Source organism: Maribacter forsetii DSM 18668 (assembly GCF_000744105.1).
GTDB lineage: Bacteria > Bacteroidota > Bacteroidia > Flavobacteriales > Flavobacteriaceae > Maribacter > Maribacter forsetii.
On record NZ_JQLH01000001.1, the window covers coordinates 4,009,406 to 4,027,254 of the forward strand.

Below are 17,849 nucleotides of genomic sequence, written 5' to 3' on the forward strand. Positions count from 1 at the left end.
AACGACGATTTTTATTCAAAAACGAACAAAAAACCCTTTAAATTAGTCAAATAAATCATAAAATGCGTCAATTTCTTGCATTTTAACTAAAATATGTTATGTTATACTTTAACCCAAAAGTATTCTATGCGACAATTAAAGATCACAAAACAAATCACGAACAGAGATGCCAAATCTTTAGAAAAATATTTTCAAGAAATCAGTAAGATCGACTTGATTACTGCAGATGAGGAAGTAGAATTGGCTCGAAAAATTCGTGAAGGTGATCAAAAGGCATTAGATAAATTGGTCAGTGCCAATCTAAGATTTGTGGTCTCTGCCGCCAAACAATATCAAAATAGAGGTTTACGTTTAACCGACCTCATTAACGAAGGTAATCTAGGATTGGTAAAAGCTGCAAAACGCTTTGATGAAACCAGAGGTTTTAAATTCATTTCCTATGCCGTTTGGTGGATCAGACAATCTATTCTTCAGGCGCTATCTAACAAATCGCGCCTTATTCGCCTACCACAAAATAAAATTGCTGTCAGCTCTAAAATCTACCAAATATATTCTTCATTAGAACAAGAAAACGAGAGACCGCCAAGTGCTGCAGAAATTGCAAAAGAATTGGACATGAGTGTTTCTAAAGTAAAGAGCTCTATGAAAAACTCCGGAAAATCTATTTCTTTAGATGCACCATTTAAAGAGGGAGAATCTTCATCACTATATAATGTATTGGAATCCACAAAACTGAACAGCCCTGATAATGAGGTAATGGCAGAATCCTTAGAGACCGATATTAATGAGGTACTAAATAAAATTCCTGAAAGACAAGGAGATGTTCTTCGTCTATTTTTCGGTCTTGGAAATCAACCACCTATGAGTTTGGTTGAAATTGGTGAAATTTTTGATGTAACCAGAGAGCGCGTACGTCAAATAAAGGATAAAGGATTAAAGTCTTTACGCCGTACTTCCAATACTGAACTTTTGCGCGCCTACCTTTAAAACAAAGCTAACAGGTAAGAGCTAACCGCCTCACTTAGAGATTATTATTAACACCTTTTAAAAATAGTATAACACAAGCTTAACATCGCTAATTTGGAGTTGGCAATGCATATGTTATGTTACTATTTGAAAAACTATTACATGAAATTTATTTACATCAAAAGAGAAAGCAATACCAAAGAATTATATAGAACACGCAACGGACTAAAAAAGTCTAAGGTGACCTCGATTACAAAATACTTTATGGGTATACCTATAAAAACAATGCATACCTACAGACAAATATATTACAGGCGTAAAAACAACGCTGTTGAAAAAATGTTATTTATCTAATTATACAATTATAAATATTATCCAATAATTTAAATTGAATTCATGAAAATACTAGTAATAGGAGCCGGCAACATGGGATTGACTTATGCTGAGGGCATGTCCAAATCAAAATTACTTAAGAAGAGAAATATCATGGTGCTTGACACCTCTGAAGAAAAACTGGAGGAATTACGCGAGAATCCGCAGTTCGATGCTTTTGATGATTTAAAGAAATGTGCTCCAGAGGCAGATATCATTTTTATCGCAGTGAAACCTTATCACGCAGAAAGTGTTTTCTTAAAATTGAATCCTTTGGTAAGAACAGGTCAGATTGTTATTTCTATAATGGCCGGTGTTACTATGGAAACGATTCAAAGCCTTACGGGACTAACAAAAATTGTACGTGCAATGCCAAATTTACCGGCACAGATCGGCAAGGGATTAACTTCTTTCGTTGCATCAAAAGATGTATCAAGAATTGAACTACTAACTATAGAAAGTCTTTTAGATACCACTGGGAAGTCTGTACTGGTAAGCGACGAGAATTTCATCGACGCTTCAACAGGAATTTCCGGTAGCGGCCCAGCATATGTTTTCTATTTTATGCAAAGCATGATGGAGGCAGCCTTAAAAATGGGCTTCACCCCAAAAGTTTCAAAAGTATTGGTAGCACAGACATTTACGGGTGCAATTGAGCTTTTTAATCAGAATGAGCTTTCCCCAAATTCTTGGATGGATAAAGTTGCCAGCAAAGGCGGCACCACACGTGCTGCGTTAGATTCTATGGAAAATAATAATGTAGGAGAATTAATTAAAGAAGCCGCATTCGCAGCATTTGAACGTGCAGTTGAACTTGGAAAAGAAAAAGTACATGTATAAACAGAAAATAGTAATAAAGGTAGGCACCAACGTAATGACCAATAAGGACAATCGTATTGTGAGACCGGTATTACGAAATTTGGTACAACAGATTGCAGAATTATACGAACAAGATATATTGACCGTACTGGTTTCTTCGGGCTCTGTAATTGCTGGTCGTGAAGTTCTGGGTGCATCATCTATTGAAGAAGATACACAACGCAGGCAGGTTTACTCTGCTATTGGGCAACCTAGAATGATGCGTTTATACTATAACATTTTTCATGATTATGGTATGAAATGCGCACAGGTACTGCCTACAAAACGAGATTTTACCCCTGGTGTACACAGAGAAAATATGATCAATTGTGTAGAAGGTTTATTGTCTGAAGGGGTGATACCCATTGCAAATGAAGATGATGCCGTATCTGTCACCATGAGTATGTTCTCTGATAACGATGAGCTTGCCAGTTTAATAGCGCAACTTATTGATGCCGACAAACTGATTATCTTAACGGATATTGACGGTCTCTATACCGGTCACCCAAATGCTGAGAGCAGCAATCTTGTAGCACATGTAAATCCTGAAGAAAACTTAGATAAGTATATAAAAGATAGCAATAAGAAAGCTGGTGAGGGTCGTGGTGGCATGGGCTCTAAATTAGATTACGCCCAACAGGCAGCTGCCAAGAACATACCAACGTTTATTGCCAACGGTAAAAAAGACCGTACAATAATTGATATTATAGAAGGAAAAAATGTGGGTACGAAAGTAACCCTAGAAGAAAAAGCAGAAGCATAATGAAGATAATTTCAACGGAAATAAAAAATAAGGTCTTAAATAGCATGATGCGACTTTTGGATGAAAACCGAAGTAGCATTCTTGATGCCAATAAGAAAGATTTGGATCTTTTCAAAAAAGATGATCAAGCCATGTACGATAGACTTATCGTAACCAACAGTAAAATTGATGGTATGATCGGCTCAATAAATGAAGTGATGTCTCAAGACGATCCTGTCGGTAAGACCATTTCAACCCAGAATTTGGAAAACGGATTGGATATCACCAACAAAACGGCTCCTTTTGGAACCATAATGATTATTTATGAGTCTAGACCAGACGTAACTATCGAAGCTGCGGTACTAGCCTTTAAAGCGAATAACAAAATTCTTTTAAAAGGTGGTAAAGAAGCTTTGCATAGCAACACGATTCTTGTAGAACTTTGGCACAAGGCTCTTGAGGAAAACGGACTCACAAAAGAGTACATTCAGCAATTGACCATGAATAGGGAAGAAACGCAAGAGTTTTTGAGAAACCCTACCGAAAAACTTGATCTTATTGTTCCTAGAGGTGGTGAGCGTTTAATCAATTTTGTAAAAGAGCATGCCAAATGTGCGGTACTTGTTAGCGGTAGAGGTAATAACTTTTTGTTCGTGGACAAAGAGGCCGATTGGGAAAAAAGTGTAAAGGTCATCATGAATGCCAAAACCGAAAAAATATCAGCTTGTAATGCTTTAGATAAAATATTAATCAATGCCAATATTGAAAACTACGAGCAGAAATTGACAGATATTTATCAACTTTTAAGCGCAAAAGGGGTAGAAACTTTAGTTGATGCAGATGTTAATTCTATTCTTACAGATGCACAACAAATTAAAGATGATGCCATTTGGAAAGAAGAATTTCTAGCCATGAAATGCTGCTTGGGATCTGTTGACTCCCTAGATGAAGCAGTTGAAAAAATAAACGATAATTCTGGCGGGCATTCCGCAACAATTATGACATCTAATAAAGATACCGCCATGCAATTTATGGAAGAGGTAGATTGTGCGGCCGTTTACCAAAATGCATCAACGCGTTTTACAGATGGTGGTCAAATGGGGGTTGGTGCAGAACTAGCTATTAGCACAGATAAATTACACCACCGCGGACCATTAGGTTTAAAGCAGTTGGTTACCAATAAGTATTATGTATTTGGTGATGGTCAAATTCGCGAATAGTTAAAGGAGTCCCCATACTTGAAAATCGAAATTTATGTTCGAAACAATTGAAAACATAGACGGTGCATTGGTCTATCATGGCAATATGCATAAACGCATCTATTTTTCTGAAGCTGAAAATGTTGATTTAGACAATCTGCTTCTAAAAATGAAAGACCTTGCCAAAAAGAAGCGTTATGAAAAAATTCTGGGCAAGGCATCTGAAAAAGGTGTAGACGTGTTAAAATCAAAGGGGTTTACGGTAGAAGCTAAAATACCCGGACTTTATAATGGTACTATTGATGGTTATTTTCTTGCAGAATACCCCAATGAAGAGCGTCATGTAAATGATGAAAAAAGTATAAAGACGATTGCTACGGTTAAAACCATAGCGCAAGCTGCCAATAAACCGAACACAGATTCTTTTTTTCAAATGCCCGAGAATCTGAAAATCAAAGAGCTTTCTGCTACAGATTTTCATACCCTTGAAGATTTGCACAAGAAAGCCTATAAATATCACCCGCATCAAATTAAAAAGGCGGATTATTTTTCTAAGCTGAAAGATTTAAACCATCAGTTTTATGGACTCTTTCAGGATGGCGAATTACTGGTATCGGCCATTCTTGCTGTAAATGAAAATGAGTCGAATGTAGAAATCGTTGATTTTGTGACACATCCAGATTACAGAGGTCAGAACCTTTCGTATTTCTTAGTACAAGACATTAAGAACAAGATGGATAAACTAGGGTGTAAAACTATTTATACAATGGTAAGATCAACTTCATACGGACTCAATATTACATTCAGCAAACATGGTTTTATTTTAGCAGGCACATTAACAAACAATTGTTTGGTGAGAGATGCCATGGAAAGTATGAACGTTTGGTACTTTAAAAGAAGCTAGTATCCGCCTACCTATAAACTTAAGATAAAAAAGGTCTACAAATGAATAGTTAACTATTCATTTGTAGACCTTTTTATTGTCTCATTTAATTACAATAATCCTTTGATTACACCATATTTTGTGCTTTATTTGAAAAACACAACTAAATTTTATCAAATTCGTTAATGAAAGGTGCCAAAAATAAGAAATTCATTCCCAACCTTTCTTACGACTGTGTAATTTTTGGGTTTAATGGCATTAACTTAAAAATTCTTATTCTAGAATATCACAACACTGGTTTATTTGCACTTCCGGGGGGTTATATCAAAAAAAACCAGAGCGTACAAGATGCGGTAAATAAGGGAGTAGAAGAACGCACAGGATTAAAAAATGTATTCTTGGACCAATTTCAAATTTTCGGGAAATTAGACAGAACGGATCCCGCAGCTACGCGTCGAATTTTAAAAGCAAATAATAAAAATATAGAGAAGAACGAATGGATGATGGACCGCTTTATAACAGTTGGTCATTATGCGCTTATTAACTATGAAGATGTGAATCCTAAACCCGATCATCTTTCTGATAGTATTGATTGGTACGATATCAATAGCGTACCAAAACTAATGATGGATCATAACGAGATCGTAGATGCCGCTCTTGAGGTGCTGCGTAATAATATAAGCGAAAAGATAATAGGAATGAACCTGCTTCCTTCGAAATTTACAATGAAGCAATTGCAACAAGTCTTTGAGGCTATTTTAGATCAAACACTAAGGCGCACTAGTTTTCAACGAAAAATGCTGTCCATGGATATTTTAGAGCGACATGAAAAGCTTTTTGAAGGCAAGGCGCACAAAGCTCCTTACCTATATAGCTTTAAATAATAACAACTAACATTTCAATTAATACAACAACAATGAAAATTTCAACTAACAACTTTTTTAAATGCTCCGTAATTGCCCTTTTTATGCTGGGGACGGTTACTACCTACGCCCAAAAGAAATTTGGCGGATTGGCACTATACACCGTCAGAGACGATATGGGTACCAATGCCAAAGCAACCTTACAAGCTGTATCTGATGCCGGCTACAAGAATATTGAAGCGGCAGGTTATGAAGATGGCAAGTATTATGGTATGACTCCGGCTGATTTCAAGGGTTTATTAAAATCCTTAAAACTAAAGCCAATTAGTACACACCAAAGTGCAGTTACTCTTGACAATGCCGATAAAATGATGGCAGACGCAAAATCTGCAGGTTTTAAATATTTTGTAGTGCCTATTCCGCCAATGGGTATGTTCACCTTCAATGAAGAAGATAGAACAATGGGCATGACAGGTACGGTAGAAGATTTAGCTAAAATTTTAACCACTTTAGGTGAAAAAGCTAATAAGGCAGGATTAAAGTTATTGTACCATAATCATGATTTTGAATTCAAGAAAAATGATGCAGGTATCGTTCCAATAGATTACTTGTTAGAAAATATAGATCCTAAATTATTGAACTTTCAGATGGATTTATATTGGGTTACCAAAGCAGGTGCCAACCCTATTGCTTATTTCAACAAATATCCAGGTCGTTTTAAAATATGGCACGTAAAAGATATGGATGAGCAAGGTAGATTCGCACCAGTGGGTACAGGTTCTATAGGCTTTAAAAATATCCTAGCTAACAAAGAGCTTTCTGGAATGAAATATTATATGGTTGAACAGGATATGACTTTCGACGGATTAAAACCCTTAGAGGCTATTAAAATAAGTCATGAAGGCATTAAAGAAATAGGTTTCAAATAATTAGTATTATCAAACAACGGAGATTGCCCCGAAGAGATTTTTCTCTTTGGGGTTTTCTTTTTTATACATACCCATTAAACCTTTCATCTTTAACATTGTCTTAATCACTTTTAAACTTATGTGCCTATTTTTGCACTCGCAACACCAACTTTAAAAAAGTACAGAATGAAAATGACCACAAGTTTACGCATGAGAATTATACACAGATACCTAGGCTTCTTTTTAGCCGGTATCATGGCGATGTACTCCATTAGCGGAATTATAATGATCTATAGAAATACAGATTTTCTAAAAAGTGAAAAGATCATAGAAAAACAATTAAAACCTAATTTAAAAACTGCTGAACTTAGTGGAGCATTGCGAATTAAAGGCGGTGTAAAACCTCAAAAAACCGAAGGTGATGTTGTTTACTTTAAGCAAGGCGAATACAATACCGCAACAGGTATGGCGACCATTAAAAAAATGGAGCTTCCTTTTATTTTGGATAAGATGGAACACTTACATAAAGCAACTACGAATAGCCCCGTATATTTTCTGAACATATTTTTCGGACTTTCACTATTATTTTTCGTGGTGTCTTCCTTTTGGATGTTCATGCCTAAAACTACTGTATTTAAAAAAGGATTATACTTTTCACTTGGTGGTATCGTTCTAACCATTATTTTGCTGTTCGTGTAACAGCATAAGATTAATATTTAATCCGCTTTAAAGACATTTCTTTAAAGTGGATTTTTTGGTTTTGATAAACACTGTAACCATCAAGAACCCACCCCTAGCCCCTCCGAGGAGGGGAATAGTTTCTGACATGTAATTAACTTTGTAGATAAAACAGACGAAGTAACTCTTATAAAAATGCAACTCCCCAACAACCAATAAACCCGCAAACAATAACGAAAACCTCCCCACTCGGGAGGGGATTGAGGGGTGGGTAATCGCGCGATGAAGATTGCATTGAACATTCTAACTCAAAAGAACCCACCCCTAGCCCCTCCAAGGAGGGGATTGAGGGGTGGGTGCTACGGTGATGATGATTGCATTGAACATACTAACTCAAAAAGACCCACCCCTAGCCCCTCCCAAGAGGGGAACAGATAGTGACTGTGACTAAGCTTCATAGATTAAGACCATATATCAATAACAAACTGCGCGTGGGCACCCTTTAGGGTTGGGGCGAGCGCCGTCATTACAAAAACCCAACTCCCCGACGAACCAATAAACCCACAACCAAAAACGAAAACCTCCCCTCTTGGGAGGGGATTGAGAGGTGGGTGATCGGGCGATGAAGATTTTATTAAACATACTAACTGAAAAGAATCCACCCCTAGCCCCTCCATGGAGGGGAACAGTTTCTGACTTGAAACAAACTTTGTAGATAAAACAGACGAAGTAACTCTTATTAAAACGCAACTCCCCAACAACCAACTAACTCACAACTAAAAACGAAAACCTCCCCTCTCGGGAGGGGATTGAGGGGTGGGTGATCGGGCGATGAAGATTTCATTGAACATACTAACTCAAAAGAACCCACCCCTAGCCCCTCCATGGAGGGGAATAGTTTCTGACTTGAAACAAACTTTGTAGATAAAACAGACGAAGTAACTCTTATTAAAACGCAACTCCCCAACAACCAACTAACTCACAACTAAAAACGAAAACCTCCCCTCTCGGGAGGGGATTGAGGGGTGGGTGATCGGGTGATGAAGATTGCATTGAACATTCTAACTAAAAAGAACCCACCCCTAGCCCCTCCGAGGAGGGGAATAGTTTCTGACTTGAAACAAACTTTGTAGATAAAACAGACGAAGTAACTCTTATAAAAACGCAACTCCCCAACAACCAACTAACTCACAACTAAAAACGAAAACATCCCCTCTTGGGAGGGGATTGAGGGGTGGGTAATTGCGTGACGAAGATTTCATTAAACATACTAACTCAAAAGGACCCACCCCTGACCCCTCCGAGGAGGGGAATAATCAATGCCTTTTATTAAACTTTTTAAGTCAAACTTTGGTATCTTGCCATAGCCAATAAAGTCCACTCCCCTAATGCTTTATAATACTATTTTCATCAAAGAACTATTGCTATTGTATTCTTTGAAAAAAACTATATAAAACCAAACTCTATATGAAACAATTGTTATCCCTCCTTCTCCTTTTAACAGCGACATTATCCGCAATTGCACAATCAAAACTGATTAAAGCAGATTCGTACTTAGATGTCAGAACCGGAAAATTAATTTCTCCGGCTAATCTGCTTATCGAAAATGGAACCATAAAATCTATTAATGCAAAGGTATTGCCGGAAGGTGTTGAAACTGTAGACTTAATGGGTAAAATACTATTACCGGGTCTTATGGATATGCACGTGCATTTAGATGGCGATTTTAGAGGTAGCTGGGACTATGTCTATAAGGAAAGTGCTAGTCAAGGTACTGTAAGGGCTGTGGTCAACGCAGAAAAAACGTTAATGGCCGGTTTCACTACCATAAGAAGCATAGGGCAATTACATATTACACCTGAGCTTATTGATGTTGCCGTTTCTGAAGCTTCTGATAAAGGGATGATAGCCGCACCTAGAATTATCCCATCGGGACATATGATTTCTATAAGTGGCGGACACGGAGATATTTCTTTGGGGCTGGCAGAAGGTTTAGTTACCGTTGGTCCAAATGACGGAATCATCAACGGAAAATATGATGCCATCGAAGCGGTACGCTATCAAATTAAGCACGGTGCCAAATTCATTAAAATGCATGCTACAGCAGGCGTACTTTCTATGGAAGATGCCATTGGCGCACAACAGCTAAGTAATGAAGAAATGAAGACCATTGTAGATGAAGCTGCAAGACACCATATAAAAGTTGCTGCACACGCACATGGTACCGAAGGTATCAAAGAAGCTATAAAAGCTGGTGTGTATTCTATTGAGCACGGATCTATTATTGATGATGAAGGTATTCAGTTAATGAAAGAAAATGGTGTTTACCTAGTACCAACGAGAGGGCTCGCTACCATAATTGAGCCTATGATAGACAAAATGGATCCTGTTATGGCCGGCAAAGCAAACTATGTAATGCCTATAGCTAAACAAAATCTTACAAAAGCTATTAAAGCAGATGTAAAAATTGCCTTTGGTACAGATACCCCGATCATACCTCATGGTAAAAATGCCATTGAATTCGCAGCATTAATTGACTGTGGTATGAGTACTAAAGAAGCAATTAAAACGGCTACTACCAATAGTGCAGAAATGCTAGGGCTTACTGATCGTGGTGAAGTAAAAGAAGGTTTACTGGCAGATATTATTGCCGTAGATGCTAACCCTATAAATGATATTTCCACTTTAGAGAATGTAAAATTTGTTATGAAAGACGGAGTCATTTATAAGAATGAAAAGTAAATAACCTCGGGGCAAGCCCGCGATATATTGAATTGAAAATTATTAAAATTTACTCTCAAGAGTCGGAGCATTTAAATCACGATTATCGAGTAGAAGCCAATTGTTGGTACTATAGTCAATCAATTAAAAAACGAACATCATGAAATCATCGCATCACAAATCAATCAAGACACTTCTTTTATGCTTTTTAGCATTATTATTTACGGGCACCATGGCATTTGGCCAAACGAACGCCGAACAGATAGATGAGCTTTTAAAGGAATATCTAGCCTATAATAAATTCAATGGTTCTGCTCTAGTTGCCAAAGATGGAAAGGTCATTTTCAAAAAAGGATATGGAATGGCGAATATGGAATGGGATATTCCCAACAGCCCCAATACCAAACATCGCCTAGGTTCTGTGACCAAACAATTTACCGCCATGCTTATTCTACAATTGGCAGCAGAAGGTAAACTAGATTTACAGGTACCTATTACTACCTACTTACCAGAGTACCCAAAAGAAAACGGAGACAAAATTACCACCCATCATTTATTAACCCATACTTCTGGTATACCGAACTACACGTCATTTCCCAATTTTTTCGAAGACGTAAGTAGAGACCCATACACCCCAGAAAAGTTTATCAAAAAGTTTCAAGATATGGAGCTAGAGTTTAATCCCGGCGAAAAGTTCAATTACAGCAACTCCGGTTATTTTTTATTGGGAGTACTTATTGAAAAACTATCCGGTAAAACGTATGAAGAAATGCTAGACGAGAAGATATTTTTTCCATTAGGCATGAAGGAATCCGGATTCGATCATCATTCAGACATCCTAAAAAATAGAGCTACAGGTTATGAGAATAATGGAAACGGATTTATCAATTCCCCTTACCTAGATATGTCTATTCCGTATGCTGCAGGCTCGCTATACGCTACCGTAGAAGATTTATACCTGTGGGACCAAGCATTGTATACCAATAAATTATTATCCCAAGAATATATGGATATGTATTTTAAACCACATATACCCGCTTTCGGCAGTTTTCATTATGCCTACGGCTGGATGGTTGGTAATGAAGCCCTAGGTAACACAACCGATAGTATAGCAGTAATTACCCATGGTGGCGGTATTAACGGATTCAATACACAAATTTCAAGACAGCTTTCAGACAAGTCATTGATTGTGCTTTTAAATAATACCGGTGGTGCCCCATTAGGTAAAATCACACAATCGATTCTTGGTATTATAAACGATAAAAGTTATGACCACCCTAAAACTCCATTGGCATCTAAACTTTTAGAGATCATAGAAACGAAAGGTATTGATGCAGGGGTTGCGTATTTTGAAAAGAATAAGGACAACAAAGATTTTGATGTCAATGAAAATGAGATGAACCAAACGGGATATCAACTATTAGGATCTAACAAAATCAAAGAAGCAATTCAAGTTTTTAAACTGAACGTAGACGCGTATCCAAAATCTGCCAATGTATATGATAGTTATGCCGAAGCATTAATGAAATCTGGAGATAACAAAGGTGCAATAGAGAACTACACAAAAGCAGCAGAAATGAATCCTGGTAATGAAAATGCCATAGACATGCTTACAAAATTAGGTGTCGATACCAGTAACTTAACAAAAGAGTTCGAAGTACCAGAGGCACTATTAGAAAGCTACATAGGTGTCTATGAATTAATGCCCACTTTTAAAATTACCATAACCAAAGAAGGCAAGCAATTAAAAGCACAAGCAACAGGGCAGCAGATGTTGGATATTCTCGCCAAATCGAACGATACTTTTTACTTAAAAGAAGTTGCTGCTCAAATTCAGTTTTTTAAAGATGAAAACGGAGCAATTGAAAGTTTAACTCTATTTCAAAACGGGCAAGAAATGAATGGTAAGAAGGTGGAATAGTGTGAGATTATTTAGTTTTATCACCCACCCCTAGCCCCTCCCAAGAGGGGAACAGCTAGCGTCTTGAATTAAAATATATTCTAAGAATAATTTTATGAAAACAGAAGTTTCAACTAACTCTAATTTCGCAATCAATAACGTACTTCTCCCCTCTTGGGAGGGGATTAAGGGGTGGGTCTTACGATGAGAAAGATAATTCCATATAACCCAAATTTAGTTGAACTCGCTAAAACATTAAGAAATAACATGACCCTAGGTGAAATCGCGCTATGGCGAGAGATAAAAGGTAAAAAGCTAGGTCAAAAATTTAGCAGACAAATTCCTGTCGATCAATATATAGTTGATTTTTATTGCAAAGATCTTCAGCTCGCAATAGAAGTAGATGGCAGTATTCATTTTGAAGAAGGACATGAAGAAAAAGATAAGAAACGGCAAGCACGCTTAGAATCTTTAGGTGTACATATGCTCAGGTTTTCAGATACTGATGTGAAGAATAATTTGGGTTTTGTTTTAGAAGAGATTAAAGTAATAATTGAGAAATTAGAACAAATAAGAACCCACCCCTAGCCCCTCCCAAGAGGGGAACAGTTTCTGACTTGTAATTAACTTTTTTAGATTAAGACCACATAACTACACTAAACTGCCCGTGGGCACCCTTTAGGGTTGGGGCGAGCGGCTGGTATTATAAAAACGCAATTCCCCAATGTAACCAACAAACCCCCATCCAAAAACGAAAACCTCCCCTCTCGGGAGGGGATTGAGGGGTGGGTGATCAGGTGATGAAGGTTTCATTAAACATTCTAACTAAAAAGAACCCACCCCTAGCCCCTCCAAGGAGGGGAATAGTTTCTTACTTATAATTAACTTTTTTAGATTAAGACCACATAACTACACTAAACTGCCCGTGGGCACCCTTTAGGGTTGGGGCGAGCGGCTGGTATTATAAAAACGCAATTCCCCAATGTAACCAACAAACCCCATCCAAAAACGAAAACCTCCCCTCTCGGGAGGGGATTGGGGTGGGTGATCGGGTGATGAAGGTTTCATTGAACATACTAACCCAAAAGAACCCACCCCTAGCCCCTCCGAGGAGGGGAACAACCGTTGACTAAAATTGAATAATTGCATACCAATACCCATTACCTCACCCAACACTGGTATCTTGCATATATAAATTACAATTATGAAAATCAATTTATTGTCTTGTGATGCCCCAAGACCAGACAGAAGGGCTATTTCCAATTGTATTGTAGAGATATCAACTAACTGTAGTGCATCGTTAGCAAATGAACTTACCGATATACTTTTAGAAGGTGATGCCGTTGACATAGAATTGGATGATAAAAATACCGGTTCTGCACTACGTGCTTTGCGAAAGCTTAGTATTGATTATGAAATTATAGAATAAGGCGTTCTACATTCAGCTCTTGTTAGCTTGTTCGTTATAAATACTTTTGTCACTTCGAGTGAACTACGAGCTACAAGGAGTTTGTATCGAGAAACATTCCTGTACCAAAGGGTTCTCGATACAATTTTAAGTTTCCATTGCATTAAAACTTAAAACCACTCGAACTGACAATGCGTATTCAATTCAATAAATGTTAGCCCTTTCGTTCTAAGTAACATTGTCACTTCGAGTGAATTTTCGAAGAATGAGAAAATTTGTATCGAAAACTCGCTTGTCACCATCTCGCAACTTACCAAAATACCCACCCCTAGCCCCTCCCAAGAGGGGAACAGTTTCTGACTTTGAATAAACTTTTTAGATAAAACCACTTATTAACATCAAACTGCGCGCGGGCACCCTTTAGGGTTGGGGCGAGCGCTGGCATTATGAAAACGCATTTCCCCAACCACCAAAAAACCCGCAACCAATAACGAAAACCTCCCCTCTTGGGAGGGATTGAGGGGTGGGTGCTACGGTGATGATGATTGCATTGAACATACTAACCCAAAAGAACCCACCCCTAGTCCCTCCAAGGACGGGAACAGTTTCTGACTTTTAATAAACCTTGTAGATAAAACAGACGTAGTAACTCTTATAAAAACGCATCTCCCAAGCACCAAAAAACACACAACCAAAAACGAAAACCTCCCCTCTTGGGAGGGGATTGAGGGGTGGGTGCTACGGTGATGATGATTGCATTGAATATTCTAACTCAAAAGAACCCACCCCTAGCCCCTCCCAAGAGGGGAACAGTTTCTGACTTAAAACAAACTTTGTAGATAAATCAGACGAAGTAACTCTTATAAAAACCCAACTCCCCAACCACAAACAACCTCACAACCAAAAACGTAATTCTCCCCTCTTGGGAGGGGACCAAAGGGGTGGGTGCTACGGTGTACTCGTTTTAACTACAAACGCAGCTCGTTATATTCTCTATACACCCACTATATTTTTCTTACAGTTTTACGGAAACCCGTAAGAAAATATACCACAAACTTCTTTATATTGCAGTACCAAGCAAAGTTTACTCCCCCCTATCGCTTTAGCTGAAATATTGCACATATACCATACTATTTACAAATATGTGTAATTGTGCACATACACAATTGTTACAAAACATTTAAAAGAAACATTGAGACCACCAAAACTAACAGACAAGCAAAAAGATAGATTACGGATTTTAGAACCGAAATTAAAAATTGCTATTGCGGACAGAGATTTTGAAACAGCAAAGAGGTTGGTCGTGGACTTACAAACTGTTCTTCGTAAAACTGGACACTTAACAAGACTTCTGCAATCAAAAAATAGACTTTATGAATTGGCTTTGGAACTTGATGAGCTAGAGTTTGCGATTAGAGGCTTGGAAGGAAACAGAAAATTGGTTTCGGATAGAACAAGACTATATTTGGAAGCTACTGCGCTTCTGGCTATTTGTTATCTGCGAAAAGAAGAAATAGAGAAAGCTAAACCATTGATAAAAGAAGTTCTTCACAATGATTCAGTCATAAAATCTGAACGCACTAGAAGTAAATTTAGAAAGGAAATTATAGACCGATTTAATGAAGAAACCGCATTGTATTCATTAAAAAACAAAGAAGAAGAGCAATTCACCGAGGAAGAACTAGAAAAAGAAATAGTTAAACTTGTTACAAGAAAAACTGAATCTGAAATCTATCTTTCGTTAGGCAGAAGCGTTCCCCAACACACTAAATATTTATTATTTCAAGTACACGAGTTTTCAACTAAACAGCTTCCTTCTGCTGAAAGATTAGCTTTACCAAGCCCAGAAGAAAAAATTAAAGATAAAGAAGTTGGTAAGACTGTATTTCAATCAGTCAAAAGAGTTTTGTATAATTCTCTTTGTGACCCAAAAAGTGAAATTTATCAAGTTTGGTTTAAAAACGGAATGGGAATGGTTTTAAGCAAAAATTACATCAGAAGTGCAGTAATCGCTTGTTTAGCTAGTCTAGGAATTGGGATAAAAATGATTTCGGCAACAATAATCGCTTTAATTATGAAATTCGGACTTGAAGTTTATTGCGAAAAATATAAACCAGCTGATTTAATGGAATTACGTGGAAAATAAAAAACGTTTTGTAACAATGTATAACCGTTAGCTGTAATTGTCAAAAAAAACTCAGATAGTCACATAAAGGATATGATACATTTTAAGAAATAGAGACTAATTTTTGAAACAAAATCCAACTATATATAAAGTAGAACAAGAATATGACTTCACCTCTGTGATTGATGGAGTTTTAGCCCACTTATTATTAAATAAAAAGCCATCAATTGTTCGGGATATTAAGTTGAGTGAATATGATGCTAAGCTTATTGTAATTCAATCAAGTGAAAAAGAATCTGAATGGGCTAAGTTCTTTCCAAAAGAATACACCGAAGGAATATCCCTTGAATATCAAATACCATCTATCCTAATACTTGTAAATACAACTTCTGGAATCTTTGCAATAATCGGAGGTGCATTCTATAAATATATCTTACCATTTTTAGACACATCTTATGGACTAAACACTTATTCGCGGATAATGAATCCTGTCCAAGATGAAATAATTACAATCAAAACTAGAGGTGTTACTGGCTTACGTGCTGGAATGTCAGAACAGTTTAAAGATAATTATCGTTTAATGGACTATATTAAGTTTGGTAAAATCCCGACAGAGTTAAAAATTAAACTTTCAATTGAAACAGCAGAGCTTTATTTTAGTCAGTATTTAACAAATAGGTCGCCAAACATAATTTTAAATATATCAAGTGGCTTCAATATAAATAAAAAGCTTTCTTTTCAGGAATTAGGTCTTTTAGTAGAAATATTAGAACATATCGAAAAAAAGAAAGCAGATGATTTTTTTAGTTCTTACAAAGAAATCACGAATAAAGATGCCATTTCTAACTCACTAAAACCAGCTGTCATTAATGAGTTATTTAACAAACGAACAAATATTATAAATAATAAAATTTCGAATTTTGATGTATGCTATCCTAATAAAATCGAGGATTTTTACTGTGCTGACGAATATGTAATTAAGCTAAAAGAAGACAAAAGAAAATATAAGGAAATTGGTAGAACAAACGACAAAAGCGAAATTTTGAAAATGATTTTGGTATACTTGAATGCCGAAAATTTCGATGCCAATTTGGAATCGTTCAGTTATAGAGTTTATAATATTTTCATATACACTTATAAAAATGGAACAAAAAAACCAATTCTAAAAACAGCTCTAATATATCATCTAAACACAGAACTTTACATCAAAGGCTTAGGCACTTATATTTATTTAGACTCTAAATGGTATAAATTAAGAGACATTTTCATAAATGAAATGAACGACAGATGTTCTGAAATTCTAAATGGGCAAGATTTAAGAAATAAGGTGCTAGATGAGGAATGGGTTAAAAAGGCAAGTGGAAAACGAGAAGATGAATCTACATATAATGACAGGTATAACAAGAAAAATTATCTTGTCTTAGATACAATAAGTCCAGAATCGATTGAATTAGCAGATGTTATGTATATCGAGGATAACAATATTTATTTATGTCACGTAAAATATGGTTTTAGCACAGATATGAGAGAACTTTATAGCCAAATCATATCTTCGGCAAGGCGACTAAAAAATGACCTTAAAGACAAGGAAAATAAATATTTACAAGCAGTCTATAAAGGCTTAAAAGGAAAAGACAAAAATAGAAACTTAACAGAAGGACAGTTTGTGAACCTTTTTAAAGAAAGTGATAGCATTAAATATGTAATGTGCATCACAAGCCATTTGAAAAACAAACCGCTTCAGAAAACTATAAGTAAATATACCTCTAACATTGCGAAGTTATCTCTAATACAATGTTACCAAGAAATGAGAACAGAATATTATGATTTATCTTTTGAGGTTATAAAGAATGATGCTTGTTTCTCATAATAAAAACACTGAGGAAACAACTACAGCTAACAATGTATAAAAAAATAGGGCAAAAAGTGCTTAATCGAAAGGTCTGTGCGTATTTGCCAAGTCACCAAATTTTTAAATTTGGTATATTTAAAAGAAGAAAAGATAAATAACAAAATTTAAAAATTCGGCTTTAGCTTAATCCGAAAAGTATCGCTTACAACTGCCCTACTTTTCCTATACAAGATCGTTACATAAAATCTATTTAAAAGCATCCCAATCAATTTCAAACCTATCCCGTAAAACCTGTTCACCAAAACTTACCCATTCAACAATTTCTCCCCATTTTACAGCAATATGATAGCAATTATCACTATTTTCAATAGCAT

General features: G+C 36.5%; 15 protein-coding genes. All 15 read left to right on the forward strand.

The annotated features are described in order from the left end of the window. Positions 1–126 precede the first annotated feature (126 nt). The gene (locus tag P177_RS17025) at positions 127–987 is read left to right on the forward strand and encodes a sigma-70 family RNA polymerase sigma factor (protein WP_036158712.1); all 861 of its coding nucleotides are present in this window, start codon (positions 127–129) and stop codon (positions 985–987) included. 141 nt (positions 988–1,128) lie between these two features. Then, complete coding sequence (locus P177_RS20145) at positions 1,129–1,320, forward strand: hypothetical protein (protein WP_157486605.1); 192 nt, start codon at positions 1,129–1,131, stop codon at positions 1,318–1,320. Positions 1,321–1,362: 42 nt separating this feature from the next. Beyond that, on the forward strand, positions 1,363–2,178 hold the full coding sequence (gene proC, locus P177_RS17030) for a pyrroline-5-carboxylate reductase (protein WP_036156694.1): 816 nt from the start codon (positions 1,363–1,365) through the stop codon (positions 2,176–2,178). Beyond that, positions 2,171–2,959, forward strand: a complete 789-nt coding sequence (gene proB, locus P177_RS17035) for a glutamate 5-kinase (protein ID WP_036156696.1) — start codon at positions 2,171–2,173, stop codon at positions 2,957–2,959. Before proC ends, proB begins: the two co-directional genes overlap by 8 nt. Further along, on the forward strand, positions 2,959–4,158 hold the full coding sequence (locus P177_RS17040; RefSeq protein WP_036156698.1) for a glutamate-5-semialdehyde dehydrogenase: 1,200 nt from the start codon (positions 2,959–2,961) through the stop codon (positions 4,156–4,158). The genes proB and P177_RS17040 overlap by 1 nt, the downstream gene beginning before the upstream one ends. A gap of 34 nt (positions 4,159–4,192) precedes the next feature. After that, positions 4,193–5,041: a putative beta-lysine N-acetyltransferase gene (ablB, locus tag P177_RS17045; protein ID WP_036156700.1), complete on the forward strand. Its 849-nt coding sequence runs from the start codon at positions 4,193–4,195 to the stop codon at positions 5,039–5,041. 164 nt (positions 5,042–5,205) lie between these two features. Continuing rightward, on the forward strand, positions 5,206–5,904 hold the full coding sequence (locus P177_RS17050; protein WP_036156702.1) for an NUDIX hydrolase: 699 nt from the start codon (positions 5,206–5,208) through the stop codon (positions 5,902–5,904). A 32-nt stretch (positions 5,905–5,936) separates the two neighbouring features. Then, positions 5,937–6,812, forward strand: a complete 876-nt coding sequence (locus tag P177_RS17055) for a sugar phosphate isomerase/epimerase family protein (RefSeq protein ID WP_036156704.1) — start codon at positions 5,937–5,939, stop codon at positions 6,810–6,812. A gap of 165 nt (positions 6,813–6,977) precedes the next feature. Beyond that, entirely contained in the window at positions 6,978–7,490 is a 513-nt protein-coding gene (locus tag P177_RS17060) for a membrane protein (RefSeq protein ID WP_036156706.1), read from the forward strand. 1,446 nt (positions 7,491–8,936) lie between these two features. Further along, positions 8,937–10,211 (forward strand): metal-dependent hydrolase family protein, encoded by a 1,275-nt coding sequence (locus P177_RS17070; protein ID WP_084684725.1) that lies wholly within the window; start codon positions 8,937–8,939, stop codon positions 10,209–10,211. Between the two features lie 139 nt (positions 10,212–10,350). Continuing rightward, on the forward strand, positions 10,351–12,111 hold the full coding sequence (locus P177_RS17075) for a serine hydrolase (RefSeq protein ID WP_036156710.1): 1,761 nt from the start codon (positions 10,351–10,353) through the stop codon (positions 12,109–12,111). A 183-nt stretch (positions 12,112–12,294) separates the two neighbouring features. Beyond that, positions 12,295–12,678 (forward strand): endonuclease domain-containing protein, encoded by a 384-nt coding sequence (locus tag P177_RS17080; protein ID WP_036156711.1) that lies wholly within the window; start codon positions 12,295–12,297, stop codon positions 12,676–12,678. Positions 12,679–13,294: 616 nt separating this feature from the next. Then, complete coding sequence (locus tag P177_RS17085; protein ID WP_036156713.1) at positions 13,295–13,519, forward strand: hypothetical protein; 225 nt, start codon at positions 13,295–13,297, stop codon at positions 13,517–13,519. A gap of 1,171 nt (positions 13,520–14,690) precedes the next feature. Beyond that, complete coding sequence (locus tag P177_RS17090) at positions 14,691–15,644, forward strand: hypothetical protein (protein WP_036158719.1); 954 nt, start codon at positions 14,691–14,693, stop codon at positions 15,642–15,644. A gap of 103 nt (positions 15,645–15,747) precedes the next feature. Continuing rightward, entirely contained in the window at positions 15,748–17,493 is a 1,746-nt protein-coding gene (locus tag P177_RS17095) for a DUF6119 family protein (protein ID WP_036156715.1), read from the forward strand. The last annotated feature ends 356 nt before the right edge of the window (positions 17,494–17,849 follow it).